Source organism: Shewanella marinintestina, from assembly GCF_023283845.1.
Classification (GTDB): Bacteria; Pseudomonadota; Gammaproteobacteria; order Enterobacterales; family Shewanellaceae; genus Shewanella; species Shewanella marinintestina.
Genome location: NZ_JAKILC010000013.1, coordinates 94,532 through 107,752, shown reverse-complemented (window position 1 = coordinate 107,752; position 13,221 = coordinate 94,532). Strand labels below are relative to the sequence as shown.

At 43.3% G+C, this 13,221-nt stretch carries 15 protein-coding genes; 7 read left to right on the top strand and 8 right to left on the bottom strand.

Going from position 1 to position 13,221, the window contains the following annotated elements:
- Positions 1–88: 88 nt before the first annotated feature.
- Genes L2747_RS14610 through L2747_RS14600 form a run of 3 tightly spaced genes read left to right on the top strand, consistent with a single transcriptional unit; the run spans position 89 to position 3,122 of the window.
- Positions 89–1,039, top strand: a complete 951-nt coding sequence (locus tag L2747_RS14610; protein WP_248999750.1) for an HlyD family secretion protein — start codon at positions 89–91, stop codon at positions 1,037–1,039.
- Positions 1,036–1,980: an ABC transporter ATP-binding protein gene (locus tag L2747_RS14605; protein WP_248999749.1), complete on the top strand. Its 945-nt coding sequence runs from the start codon at positions 1,036–1,038 to the stop codon at positions 1,978–1,980. Before L2747_RS14610 ends, L2747_RS14605 begins: the two co-directional genes overlap by 4 nt.
- Entirely contained in the window at positions 1,977–3,122 is a 1,146-nt protein-coding gene (locus L2747_RS14600) for an ABC transporter permease (protein ID WP_248999748.1), read from the top strand. The genes L2747_RS14605 and L2747_RS14600 overlap by 4 nt, the downstream gene beginning before the upstream one ends.
- Positions 3,123–3,420: 298 nt before the next feature.
- Here L2747_RS14600 and L2747_RS14595 read toward each other — a convergent pair whose 3' ends face one another.
- On the bottom strand, positions 3,421–3,567 hold the full coding sequence (locus L2747_RS14595) for a hypothetical protein (protein WP_248999747.1): 147 nt from the start codon (positions 3,565–3,567) through the stop codon (positions 3,421–3,423).
- A gap of 150 nt (positions 3,568–3,717) precedes the next feature.
- On the opposite strand from L2747_RS14595, the gene L2747_RS14590 reads away from it, so the two are divergent.
- A complete protein-coding gene (locus tag L2747_RS14590) occupies positions 3,718–4,188 on the top strand; it encodes an NlpC/P60 family protein (RefSeq protein ID WP_248999746.1) in 471 nt (156 codons plus the stop codon).
- A gap of 51 nt (positions 4,189–4,239) precedes the next feature.
- On the opposite strand, the gene L2747_RS14585 is transcribed toward L2747_RS14590, so the two are convergent.
- Positions 4,240–5,166: a hypothetical protein gene (locus L2747_RS14585; RefSeq protein ID WP_248999745.1), complete on the bottom strand. Its 927-nt coding sequence runs from the start codon at positions 5,164–5,166 to the stop codon at positions 4,240–4,242.
- Positions 5,167–5,189: 23 nt separating this feature from the next.
- Positions 5,190–6,515: a BamA/TamA family outer membrane protein gene (locus L2747_RS14580; RefSeq protein WP_346347788.1), complete on the bottom strand. Its 1,326-nt coding sequence runs from the start codon at positions 6,513–6,515 to the stop codon at positions 5,190–5,192.
- A 343-nt stretch (positions 6,516–6,858) separates the two neighbouring features.
- Here L2747_RS14580 and mog point away from each other — a divergent pair, with 343 nt between their 5' ends.
- Together mog and L2747_RS14570 are read left to right on the top strand one after the other, a co-directional pair.
- On the top strand, positions 6,859–7,392 hold the full coding sequence (gene mog, locus L2747_RS14575) for a molybdopterin adenylyltransferase (protein ID WP_202723686.1): 534 nt from the start codon (positions 6,859–6,861) through the stop codon (positions 7,390–7,392).
- Between the two features lie 187 nt (positions 7,393–7,579).
- On the top strand, positions 7,580–9,238 hold the full coding sequence (locus L2747_RS14570) for a methyl-accepting chemotaxis protein (RefSeq protein ID WP_248999744.1): 1,659 nt from the start codon (positions 7,580–7,582) through the stop codon (positions 9,236–9,238).
- A gap of 34 nt (positions 9,239–9,272) precedes the next feature.
- On the opposite strand, the gene L2747_RS14565 is transcribed toward L2747_RS14570, so the two are convergent.
- Positions 9,273–9,515: a hypothetical protein gene (locus L2747_RS14565; RefSeq protein ID WP_248999743.1), complete on the bottom strand. Its 243-nt coding sequence runs from the start codon at positions 9,513–9,515 to the stop codon at positions 9,273–9,275.
- Between the two features lie 127 nt (positions 9,516–9,642).
- Between L2747_RS14565 and L2747_RS14560 the strand changes: the two genes are divergently transcribed.
- Positions 9,643–10,650 (top strand): GlxA family transcriptional regulator, encoded by a 1,008-nt coding sequence (locus L2747_RS14560; protein WP_248999742.1) that lies wholly within the window; start codon positions 9,643–9,645, stop codon positions 10,648–10,650.
- A 66-nt stretch (positions 10,651–10,716) separates the two neighbouring features.
- On the opposite strand, the gene L2747_RS14555 is transcribed toward L2747_RS14560, so the two are convergent.
- The 4 genes from L2747_RS14555 to L2747_RS14540 form a co-directional block, all read right to left on the bottom strand.
- The gene (locus tag L2747_RS14555; protein WP_220781575.1) at positions 10,717–10,947 is read right to left on the bottom strand and encodes a hypothetical protein; all 231 of its coding nucleotides are present in this window, start codon (positions 10,945–10,947) and stop codon (positions 10,717–10,719) included.
- Between the two features lie 33 nt (positions 10,948–10,980).
- Positions 10,981–11,232 carry a superinfection immunity protein gene (locus L2747_RS14550; protein WP_248999741.1) on the bottom strand — a complete coding sequence of 84 codons (252 nt, stop codon included), beginning with the start codon at positions 11,230–11,232 and terminating at the stop codon, positions 10,981–10,983.
- Positions 11,233–11,310: 78 nt separating this feature from the next.
- Positions 11,311–12,453 (bottom strand): ABC transporter permease, encoded by a 1,143-nt coding sequence (locus L2747_RS14545; RefSeq protein WP_248999740.1) that lies wholly within the window; start codon positions 12,451–12,453, stop codon positions 11,311–11,313.
- Between the two features lie 25 nt (positions 12,454–12,478).
- Positions 12,479–13,213 carry an ABC transporter ATP-binding protein gene (locus tag L2747_RS14540; protein WP_248999739.1) on the bottom strand — a complete coding sequence of 245 codons (735 nt, stop codon included), beginning with the start codon at positions 13,211–13,213 and terminating at the stop codon, positions 12,479–12,481.
- Between the last annotated feature and the right edge of the window lie 8 nt (positions 13,214–13,221).

The window sequence follows — 13,221 nt, the reverse complement described above, 5'->3', positions numbered from 1 at the left end:
TAGTTAGATAAGATTTAACTGACTTGATTCGTTATAGATTAAGCGTATCTTGGCTAGATAAACATCGGTTTTGTACAAGCTCTAAAGGATGGTAACTGTGCGCGTATTATTGATGATATCTGTGTTATTTTTGCTGGTTGGTTGTGATGACGGCGACGCTTCTATGGCGCTTGGTAGCCTTGAAAGACAACGTATTGCGCTCACTGCGACGACTAACGAAGTGGTGGTTGCACTGCCTGTAGCGCAAGGGAGCGCAGTTACTAAAGGCGCGGTATTGGTGCAGCTTGATGACACTTTGCAAAAAGCTCATTTAGCGAAGGCTCTAGCCGATGTTGCCCAAGCTACCGCTAATTACCAGAAGCTGCTTAAAGGTGCTCGTGAAGAGGAAATAGCTTCTGCGAGAGCGACAGTTGCGGGAGCGCAAGCAAGGCTACAAGAAAGTGAAGCCAATTACCGCCGTATTGCCAGTATGGCAAAAGATAATCTCGCCAGTAAGGCAAATCTTGACCGAGCATTAGCTGGCCGAGATGCAGATACTGCTAGCCTTGAAAGTACACAAGAGCAGTTACGTGAGTTAGTGGCAGGTTCTCGCGAAGAGGATATTCGTTTTGCGCTTGCAAACCTTGAAGCTACTGAAGCGGTGTTATTGGTAGAGCAGAAAAAACTGGATGACTTAACGATTCGAGCAACCCGTGATGGCATTTTAGATAACTTACCGTGGAACCTTGGCGAACGAGTGACTCAAGGCAGCCCATTGGCAGTTGTGCTTGCGGGTAAGGCACCATTTGCTCGGATATATGTGCCTGAACCATATCGTGTAAAAATCAATATTGATGATAGCTTATGGGTGTATGTCGATGGCATTGATGAACCGATAGAAGGGCGTGTGACCTGGATTGCTAACGAACCTGCTTTCACCCCTTACTATGCACTAAACCAAGAAGAGCGTGCCCGTTTAATGTATTTAGCTGAAGTGCAACTGCCCGATAGTTCGGCATCTTTGCCTAGCGGGGTTCCAGCTCAGGTTGCTATGCCATGAGTCAGACTATTCTCAACAGCAATCAACCTGTTATTAAAACAACGCAATTGTGCCGTGACTTTGGTAGCCTAAAAGCGATTAGCAATCTTGATTTTGAAGTCGAAAAGGGCCAAATATATGGCTTTCTCGGGCCTAATGGCTGCGGTAAAACCACGGCTATTCGTATGCTAACAGGGTTGTTATTACCCACCTCTGGTGAGATTGAAATTCTCGGGCTCACCTTGCCACGTGATGCTGAAAAGTTACGTCTTAAAATTGGTTATATGACCCAGAAATTTTCACTCTATGATGATTTAACGGTTAAAGAAAACCTCACCTTTATTGCAAAAATATACGGCCTATCTCGGCGCGATCAAGCCGAGCGAATTCAAGAATTGCTCAACACTTATGGTTTAGATCAAAAAGCCGATCAGTTAGCAGGTAGCATGAGTGGCGGCCAAAAGCAGCGGTTGGCATTGGCTGCGGCCACGATGCATAAACCTGAGTTATTGTTTTTAGACGAGCCTACATCTGCTGTAGATCCTGAGAATCGTCGTGATTTTTGGGAGAAACTGTTTGATTTGTGTGAGCAAGGCACCACTATTTTAGTGTCGACCCACTATATGGATGAAGCTGAGCGTTGCCATAAACTAGCCATCTTAGAGGCTGGAGTGAAGCGCGCCGATGGTTCACCTGATGAGCTAATGCAAAATATGGGGGCGCAGGTGGTTGAGATTGAGTCGAGTCAATTACGCCAACTCAAGCAAACGTTAATTGCATTGCCTGAAGTCATTACTGCGGCGCAGCTGGGCTCTAGGTTGAGAGTGCTGGTCAAAAATAGTTGTTCGGATCCTTTGGTATTTTTAGCACAGCAAACCGCTTTAAGTACTAATGCGTTCACGTTAGTTCGTCCAAGTCTTGAAGATGTGTTTGTTACTTGTACCGGCAAGGGGCGTCAATGAAAGCACTTTACCGGTTACAGGCAATTGTGATTAAGGAACTCACCCAGCTAAAGCGAGACAGAATGACTTTTGGCATGGTGATTATGATCCCGCTTATTCAGTTGATGTTGTTTGGGTTTGCCATTAACACCAATATACGTGATATTCCGGTTGGCGTAGTTGATCAAAGCCAGACAGCGTTAAGCAGAGTATTAATTCAAACCGTTACTGCAACTCAAGTGGTGCAGTTTACCGAGCACTTTCATGATATCGAGTCTGCTCAGGCGGCAATTGCTCGCGGAGATGTTCGCGCAGTCATGTTGATCCCACAGGATGTTAGCCAGCGCTTAGTGCGGCATAAAACGGTTGGCCTTGGAACGCCTCCATCTAGTGATGAAGAAACGAGTCGCCCTGTGGCGCAGTGGATTGTCGATGGTTCAGATACTATGGTGGCTGCAGCGATAAAAGGGCTACGTGCAATGCCATTAACTGAGTTATTAGGTTTACCTGCAAACCGAATTACTCCGACCTTTGAGGTGGCACTTTTTTATAACCCCGAGCAGCGAACGGCGGTGAATATTGTGCCTGGGCTGGTGGGCGTGATCCTCACGATGACCATGATCATGTTTACCTCTGCTGCCATTGTGCGTGAACGTGAGCGTGGCAACTTAGAGATGCTAATTACCACACCGATACGTTCTATTGAGCTGATGCTGGGGAAAATTATCCCTTACATGCTTATTGGCATCGTGCAGGTGATCATTATTCTTGGTCTTGGCTATAGCGTGTTTAATGTACCTATTAACGGCAGTTTGCTGCAGCTAGCAGGGGCTACCTTACTGTTTATTATGGCAAGTCTCACTTTAGGTTTAGTTATTTCCACCATAGCTAAAAGTCAGTTGCAATCGATGCAGATGACTATTTTCGTGCTGTTACCATCAATACTATTATCAGGGTTTATGTTTCCTTATGAGGGCATGCCGATTGAGGCTCAATACATCGCTGAGTTGCTGCCTGCGACGCACTTTATGCGTCTAATCCGTGGTGTTGTGCTGCGCGATGTTGAAATTATGGATATGACTTATGACGTTACTTGGCTCGCTATATTTACTGTCATTGGATTAATTGTGGCCTCGATGCGCTTTAAAAAGAATTTAGGCTAAGTGGCAATAGAATGAATTTATATCATTACTTTTTGCTTAACAATTAAACTTATAGACGATTGCTTGAATAAATATGGTTTGGAAGAGGCTGTTTAACTTATTTTAAAATAGCCTGTGATAGTATTTATTGATAATTGAAGGCAAGATTTTGCCATTATTGAGAAAGAGGCGTAATTAATCGTCTTAATCAAAGCTGATGATTTTTGATAGGGGTTTATTGGGGGGATATCAATAGTGCTGCAGAGGTCTAAGATGTTTCGCCGCGCTAATAACAATAACATTAGCAACGGCGTCATTATCAGTTATAGCCAAGGATGTAGCTGTAAGTTTCGTCTTCCTGCTCCTCGGTGCTTGCATGTTCTTCAACTAGAGTAGACTCCTCTTCTTCCAGTTTAGAAAGATTAAATTGATTATGATGATGGTGACTAAATAAGTATTTCTCCATGGGCAAATCCTTTAATTAACTAGCGCGTATATTTAGGTATAGTTTAAATAAATAAATTTGATAGCTGCTGTGAGCATTTATTTTCACTTAATAAACGACTGTTATAATTTTAAATTGGAATTAAATGAACGTTTTAAAAATTGGATGCAGATGAAACTTCTTATTGTTTTACTTTTAGCTGTACTGTTGAGTGCATGTTCAAGCGCACCGCCTCAGTCGGTATCGCCAACAAAAAAGGCATCTTTGTCTAATGAAGCTGAAGTAAAAACTCAATTATTACAAACGCATCGGGAGTGGAAAGGGGTTCCATATCGCTTAGGAGGAATGAGTAAATCAGGTATAGATTGCTCAGGCTTTGTATTGCTTACTTTTCAAAATCACTTTGGTCGCCAGCTGCCAAGAACCACTGAGCAGCAGAAAAGTATCGGTAAGAGCGTGAGTAAAAGTCAGTTAAGGGCTGGAGATCTGGTTTTCTTTAAAACTGGCTGGAGCAGCCGCCATGTGGGAATTTATATTGGAGACTCACAGTTTTTGCATGCCTCTACAAGCCAAGGTGTGATGATTTCTAGTTTAAAGAATAGTTATTGGAAGCAAAAATACTGGTTATCGAGAAGACCGTGATTGAAAGTATTCAAGGTGCTAGCGAGCACCTTGAACGGTACATTTTGTTGATTAAAAGCGACGGCCAACTGATAGCAGTACTTGATCCCAGTTTAAGAAGCCGTATTCAATAAATACGTTCCACTCATCTTTAGGGCCAAAGTCATACACCATGCTAACTGACATGTTGTGGCTTTCTGAACTGACTAAGTGCACGTCATAATCGATGGCAATACCACCTGGGCGTCCTAACAATGGAATGTTGAAGTCGTAACTGCCACCAATCTTTTGATTGATCATCTGGTAGTTATAACCTAACAAGAAAGCGAGCTTGTCGCCACCTACATCATATCTTTGCCCCATACGGATTGAGCCAATATAGGTTTGAATGGTGCTGTCAGTCGTGGTGGTCCAAGAATTAGTAAATGCAGCCACGCCGGTAAAAATAAACGGATGCATCCCAGGAATAACTTCTGCTTGCCCGGCAAGTACTGCACCTAAGCCTAAGTTGTAAGCTGTGTATTCAATTGGGATAGGTAACACCATATTAATGCCACTATTACCTAAACCTTCAGCATTGCTTAAATCTGCCAGAATATCTTTATGGCCCTTGGTGTAACCCGCTAAGCCGTAAATATTTAAAAATGGTAGCACCCAGGCATCAGCTCTGAGCTGAATGCTTTCATCTTCGCCGGTAATGATCACATCATCTGCAGGGATAACCACGTTGGCATTTACATTATGCAGCCAACCACTGCCTGTTAGGCCTAGATTGAAGTTGTCCTTGGCATCGTAAGCTACCGACTGCTTGTTGTAATAAATATTAAAACCAACAGGGATCGGCAGTTCGTAACCAAGTTCACGCGCTTTATCGCCCCAAATCGGTAGATGACTCCAATGAGTCGGTTGCTTGCGTTCAATATCGCTAGTGTCGCTAGTTGCCCACACGTGTGTGGTGAAGGTGCTCAATAGCATCACAATCACTAAATGTTTGTTCATTTATTCTGTGTCTCTGGATTAAATTAAAAGGCTTCGGTAAAGGTGAGGTAGAAACCGCTATCGCCATCGCTAAAGCCAAGATCAACACGTACGTTCATTCTTGGTTGTAGTTCGTAGCGGTAGCCTATGCCGTAGCTATATAGAAGTTTTTCATAAAGGTGGGTATCGGTGCCCGCAACAGAACCAATGCCCGCCCATAGTGTCATGCCGTGTGCTGACAACTCGCCGTTATTGCGTAAAAAAGTATGCCGATACTCAAGGGTATGCTCTATCGCTTCAGTGTCGCGATAGCGTCCTTGATATAAGCCTCGCAGCGAAGATTGACCTCCTAATGTTGGCAGATCATAGTAAGGCACATCGCCTTCGCTCCATTGGTAAGCGTTATAGAAAGCCAAAACTTTGCCAACTGCTAAGGTGTGGTAATAACGATGATCTATCAGTGCTTTTTGGTACTGGTTATCGCCGCCAAAGCTTGGGCTATAGTTGATGTATTCAAAGTTAAGGTACTGGCCTTGCCATGCGTTTACAGTGACATCTCGGCAGTCGTAATTAATTGAAAAACCTAAACCTATCGACAAAGGCTTATCTTTAAATTGTTGGAAATTTTCGTCGTCAATTGCTGTAGGCGGCAAGCTGTCTTCATCAGGCTTGAAGTAATTGATCCGCAATGCAGGCCCAAAATAGAAACCGTAATCGCTCTTAAAATCCAAGTTGGCATTATAGGTCAAGGCGGTTTTATTCAGCAAAGTGTCGTCCGACGCAGCTTGCTGTTTACCTGCGTTATAACCCACCCCCCAAAAGTTTTCACTTTGGTCAGCTAAAACAAATAGGCCGTTATAACGAATATCATCATTATCGAAAAATAGATTCTGTTTTGAACGTAGGCTATAACCTACATCGCCATCACCTTTATTGACGATACCAAACAAAGACACACTCGAGCGTTGCAGCTCGGCTTGATCGCGCTCTGTTTTAAAGGAGTAAAGACCGCCTAGAGCCATCATTAGGCCATTTTCAGGGGTAAATGCTGGGCCGCCTAAGATATCGAACATAGCTAGACCGTTTTTAGCGATATGGTTGTGCTTACCATATTCAAGATCGGTTTTTGCGGTGTCTAAGGCATCACAAGTTTGATCTGTATTACAGTTATCTTCTTGAGTCTCGATTTTTTCGATAGCATCATCATAAGCCAAACTGCGCGCTTCAGCGTCTTTTAGGCTATTAAAGTATGGTTGTTCACTGCTTTTGGTTGGCAAATTTTGTGAAGTGATTTCGGCATGTATAACGGTAGAAAAAAGCATAGCTGCTAACGTTAGAATAACGCGCAATAAGCCTGATTTGCTGTTCAAGTATAGTCCCCTGACATGGTGCCAATTCTGCTGAATTCGAGTAAGCGCAAGAGTACGGTAGAATTTGTCGAAAACAAGTGTTGTTGCGAGGGCTAATATCAAAAAAAGTGAGATCTATCTCTCGTTTGTAGTAAATGGGCTCAGTTCAGCTTTTATTTTGTGCTGGCAGGGTTTGTTGGTTAGCAAATAATCATAAATACTTGGTCAGTTATTTTTTAGTAGACGTCGTACTTATCAAACTCTAATTAGTTAACTTTATGCTACTTTAAAGCCACACTATAGAGACGTTCACGATAAACTGTTAGTTAAGTAGTTTATCTAAGATCAGATTGAAGGAAGAGAAATGAGTAAAGCTAGAATCGGTATTGTAACGGTAAGTGATAGAGCCAGTGCGGGCGTTTATGAGGACCTTTCTGGTAAGGCAATTATCGATGTACTTAACGAGTACCTCACCTCTGAATGGGAACCTGTATATGAGGTTATCCCAGACGAACAAGATGTGATTTCGGCGACTCTGATTAAGATGGCGGATGAGCAAAACTGTAGTTTAATCGTGACTACTGGCGGCACTGGTCCAGCAAAACGAGATGTGACCCCAGAAGCGACTGAGGCTGTTTGTGATCGTATGATGCCAGGCTTTGGTGAGCTAATGCGTGCAGAATCATTAAAGTTTGTACCAACGGCAATTTTGTCACGCCAAACTGCAGGTTTACGTGGCGATTCACTGATTGTGAATTTACCAGGTAAGCCAAAATCGATCCGTGAATGTCTGGATGCAGTGTTCCCAGCGATTCCATACTGCATCGACTTGATGGATGGTCCATTCTTAGAATGTGATGAGTCCGTGATCAAACCGTTTAGGCCTAAAGCTAAGTAATTGATTTACTTTGTTAGTTAGGTTTTATTGAGCCCAGCTTTTGCTGGGCTTTGTTTTTACTGGTTTTTTACATTTTTTCACAACGTTTTACATTTAGAATGTGTATATAGCTTAATAAGTTAACCTTATTTGTTTTATCCTGAAGCAAAAATGCGCTTAGCGCTGATAATTAACCCAGGGTAGTAAAATGGATTGGCTAGCTTCATTAAGTATTAAACGTAAATTGATGGCGGTAATGTTGGTATTTGGTCTGGCAGGGTGTGCGATTTTAGTTGATGTTGTATATACCACAGATGAAGTAGAGCAGCGTTTTAATGAGTATGATCAAGCTGCGGTGAGTAGTCAGAAATATCTACTATCAATTAACCGCGATATGAATTACGTCTCACGCTTATCTCGCAGCATTATGCTAGGTGATGACTTTAGTAAAAACTATAACTTACTTGATGCACGTATCCAGGATATTTATAACCATTTCGAAGGTTTAGATACTGCTATTGGTGCTATCGTCAATGATACTGCAAGACGTAATATCCGTCAGTTGGCAGAGCAATCTCAGCAATCGACAAAAGCATTTTTAGAAGATGGACGCAACCGCATGTTGGCGCTTAAATCTCTTGATCGCAGACCTGAAGTGTTGCAGCAAGCTTGGGCTGAATACCGTGTTGGTGCGAGTCCGTTTGCTAATGAAGCAAGACGCACTTTTAGAGATTTAACCGAAGCGGAAGGGTCGCTGCGGGTTCAAATTCAGGCTGAAGCCATCAGTGCACTGGCAAGCACTCGCCAGCAGTTATTTGCGATCACTTTAGGTTCATTTTCTTTAGCTGGCTTTATCCTATTTTTTGTTTCTCGTACTATTTTGCGCTCTATTGAGAGCATGAAGCAGTCCATTGTTTCTATCGAAGCAGATTCGGATCTAACTCGTAGAATTGATATTGGTTCTAAAGATGAGCTAGGGCTGCTTTCTGGCTCGTTTAACTTGATGTTAGATAAATTTCAAACAAGTTTGCATAGTGTGGCAGAAACTTCCTCTTCATTGGCAGAGTCCTCTCAAGGAATGGCAAGTATTACCGCTGACGCCGCTGTTTCTGTGCAAATGCAGCGAGACGAGCTGGAAATGGTTGCTACGGCGATGAACGAGATGACTGCAACTGTGGTTGAAGTAGCAAAGAATGCTAATGACGCTGCAGATGCGGCAGTACAAACCGACACTCAGTCACAAGCGGGTTTAACTGTGGTAAATAATACAGTGCAAACCATTGAAGATTTAGCCGTAGGAATAGAGCGGGCTTCACAGGTGGTAAAAGATCTTGAGGATGATAGCCATCAGATTGGTTCTATTTTAGATGTAATCAAAGGCATTGCTGAGCAAACTAACTTACTAGCCTTGAACGCGGCAATTGAAGCTGCGCGAGCAGGAGAGCAAGGCCGAGGCTTTGCTGTGGTGGCAGATGAAGTCAGAACGCTGGCGAGCCGCACTCAAGAATCGACTGAAGAAATTCAACGTATGATTGAGAAGCTGCAAGGGGGAGCAAAACTTGCTGCAGACGCCATGTCCGACAGCCGTCAGTATGTTGATGACAGCGTTAACCATGCCCGCAGTGCTGGTGAGGTGCTACAAAGCATTGCCAAGGCAATTGCTACAATTACCGATATGAACACCCAAATTGCTACTGCTGCTGAAGAGCAAAGTACGGTCTCAGAAGAGATTAATACCAATATAGTTAACATTAGCAATGCCGCCGAGCAAACGGCAGTTGGGACGAATACAAGTTCGCAAGAGAGCGAGAATTTAGCAAATATGGCTCAGCGTTTATCTGGATTAGTACAAGAGTTTAAAATTTAAACTTAGCCAAAAACTCATTATCTATATAAAGCCGCTAGTTCAAACTAGCGGCTTTATTTTTAGGATTTTGCGCAATCGTATAGGCACTATACCCATTTAATAACAGTAAACTTGGAATTGCGATAAAGTGACCAAACAGATTAGGCTCAATGCTGAAATTCAGCCAGATTAATAGGCTCCAGCTGAGGACTAAATATACGCTACTAACAAGGCGATTAGCCGTAACTCCATTCACTTGGCGGTGTGTTGGTTGATTCATTTCTCCATCTCTTTTCATCTTGTCGCTCCTGTAACTCTAACGGTATGCCAACAGTATAAAAACTAGACAAAGCTCGTTTGAGTGTCATTATTGACACAATTGGGGTGATAAGTGACAGTTGAGTGATACTGTGAAGAGAGGTGATATGAAACGGATAGTCGTATTAGCCGCAGACAATGCCGTTGCTGGTGGCATTTTAAGTTTTATGGATGTGTTTAGTTTCTGTAATACCTACTGGCAGATCACACATCCTGATGCCGATGAACTCTTATTTGAATGCGCGGTTATTTCACCGAATGGAGAGCCGATAAAAAGCGATCATAATGTACAGCTGCCAGTGGTCACTTATGATGAAGCTGAGCACTACCTTAGCCACGCTGACGCGGTAGTTGTTGCTTCTGCGACTATCACCAATCGTAAGCAGTTTGATGCTTATCTGGAAGAGTTTAAGCCGCACTTACAGACCTTGAGAAGGTTTGCTGAAAGTCAAAAACCGATAGCGGCTTATTGTTCAGGTACCTTATTGCTGGCGGCGTCAGGCCTGCTAGATGGAAAAAAGGCCACCTGTGAGTGGTGGCTTGCAGAGCTATTTAAACGAAGCTTTCCGCGAGTGAATTTGTGTAGTGAGCACGTAGTTCTTAATGATGGGCAGTTCTATACCGCTGGCGCGACTACGGCAAACTTGAGCTTAGCGTTACTGTTAGTGCAGAACTTAGTTGGCGAGCAAATTGCCACTCAAATGGCCAAAGTGCTGTTAATTGATCCAAATCGAACTTCACAGCAAGCTTTTATGACCTTAGACGCAGAGCCATTACATAAAGATGAACTGGTAAATCGCATTCAAGACTGGATGCAATTGCACCTTAAATCCAATTTACTGTTAGATGATATAGCCGATAAATTTGCGGTAGGAAAACGCACGCTTATTCGTCGTTTTAAAAAGGCGATAGATGAGACGCCTGCAAGTTATATTCAGCGGCTGAGAGTTGATGAAGCTAAGCGTTTATTGGAGACCACAGAGTTAGCTATTGAGCAAATCGTGGTTGAGGTGGGTTATGAAGATGTCAGTTCATTCAGAAAGTTGTTTATACAAACGACGAGCTTATCACCGAGTGCTTACCGGCAAAAATTCAATACCCATGACTGCTGTTAATGCGGCGATGTCAGTTACTTATCGCGTTTTGATTAACCTATGGGTAATAGGCGGTGTTGCTAACATTTACAATGCGTTGATGGTCGATTTTAGATCGTAGCTGTTGTCTGTGACGATTTTTTCTAGCACTTCAACTCGCTGTTCAAGATGACGATTTTGTTTACGCAGCAGTTCAAGTTCATTGTTAGTGATCTCTGAACTGGTGATTTTTCGTGATTTTAAGTAGTGCTTAAACGCTTCACCTGCTGTGGCGATAGCAACGATAGCGACAATTAAAACAATCATAGGTAAGTCCATTGTAGTACTCCTTTATTCAAATATTGCTGATAGTTAACTTTGGGCATTAGCACGGTTGGCATATTTATCAACGGCTTTACCCGTTGTCGCCCAAACCATTACGCCGCCCCATGCAATTAACGAAAACCCAGCTGGAATGCATGCCAGCAAGATGAGTTTGAAATGCTTACGGTTAAATGCCAAAGCAAGCATGGCAGGTAGGAACCAAATAGCTAACACACCTAGACCGAGTAGAGCCATGAAACCTGTATTGTCGCTAGCTAAAATCTTATCGATAAATTCCATAATCTATATCCTTATTCCTTAAAGAGTGATGTAAATTTGCAAGGGCTAAACGGTTTTGCGTTAAGCCCTTTAGATGGTTTATAAACCAAATACAATCTTCTCGCTTTTGAGTGATTTTTGCATGCCGATAGCTAAACCTAAGGCAATTGCTAAAGTGAAGGTTGAAGATACGGCAAGTTGAGTAAGAGGTAGTTCTCGCCCCTTAATAAACTCGATTAACGCCTGTAATTGGCCTGAAATAGGCAACCATTGAATCGTGTCTGGTGCGATGTTGTAGCTTGCCGCCATGGCGAGCATCATAGGTACCATTAACACGATAGTGATGTAGGACTGGGCTTCTTTAAAGCTCTTTGCCATAAAGGAAACAAATAGCTGCAAGCAAGCAGCCATGATTGCTACAGGCAGGCCAACGATTAGCATCATTACAATAAAGTTGGCGTTTACACTGACCGCAAAGCCTAGTTCTTGCCAGGGAACAAAACTGTAAGCTAGCTTAGAAATGAGCAAGGTGAGTACTAAGCCAACCATGGCAAAAATGCTCACCGCGGTAATCTTGGCAATCACAATCTCCCAAGTCGAGACTGGGTGGCTCAATAACAATGCCAGTGAATTACGCTCACGCTCACCGGCGCTGGTGTCGATTGCGAGGTTCATGCCTGAGATGAATACTGCATAGATCATCGTCATGGTGGCTAAACCTAAGATCATACCCGCTTTAGAATCCGGTGTGGCTTCATCTTTTACATTAACCTTAATAGGTTGCATCACTCGCGGATCAATGCCGCGTGCAATCAGGCGTAAACTGCCCATTTCACCACTGTATTCCTGCAAGCTTCTCTCTAGGCGACGGATCGAATTCTGCAGTTTCTCATTAGAGGCGTCGGCGACTAAAATCACTTCGGCGCTCAGGCCCTTAGCCATATTCGCGGCATAGTCATCGCTAATGATGAGTTGAATATTTTTGGTGTCTTCGGCATTACTGTCACCATTGCTGATCCCTCGACTAGCAAGAAACTTCACTAGATCGGGGGCGCCATTAGCATTATCTATTTTGATATTGAGATCTTCAGGGCTGGTAAGTTGACCTATTAGCAAAAAGAACATGCCGCACATTAATAACGGTGTGCCAATTGCATAGTATAGACCCGCCATTACTGAGCGTTTATCGCGAGCGGCATCGATCAGCTCTTTGCGGATCATGGTGATTATTTTATTACTCATATTAAAATCCTTTTATCAGCCTTAATTAGGCTGCAATGCCTTCGTCGGTGCCAATTAATTGAATAAAGGCATCTTCGAGTGATGCTTTTCCTGTTTGTTGGCAAAGCGCATCAGGGCTACCTACTGCTACGACACGCCCTTCAGCCATTACAATCACCTGATCACAAAGCGCAGCAACTTCTTGCATCACATGGCTGGAAAATAATACACAGTGGCCTTGGTCTCTAAGGTCGCGCAAAATATCACGTAGTACACGGGTGCTCATTACATCTAAACCGCGGGTTGGCTCGTCAAGAATGATATTGGTTGGCTGATGCACTATGGCTTGCGCCAATGCAGTTTTCATTCGCTGACCTTGCGAAAAGCCTTTGCACTGTCTGTCGGCAATATCGGCAAGGTGTAATCGTTCAATCACATTGCTGGTGGCGATTTTTGCCTCTTTGCGCGATAAGCCATTGAGCTCGGCAAAATAGCTAATATATTCCCGTGGGGTTAAACGCTCATATAAACCAAAAGGGTCAGGGAACAAGCCTAATTGCTGCTTAGCGGCAACCGGTGACACTGCGATATCGATACCATCAATTTCAGCGTTACCTTGGTCAGGTTTTAATAGGCCAAATACGGTACGTAAACAGGTGGTTTTACCTGCGCCATTAGGGCCGAGTAGCCCCGTAATTTGGCCATCAAGCGCAGAGAAACTTAAATCGTTCAGCGCCTGCACATCTCCGATGTGTTTTGATAAATTTGATACTTGTATCATGGTTGTTT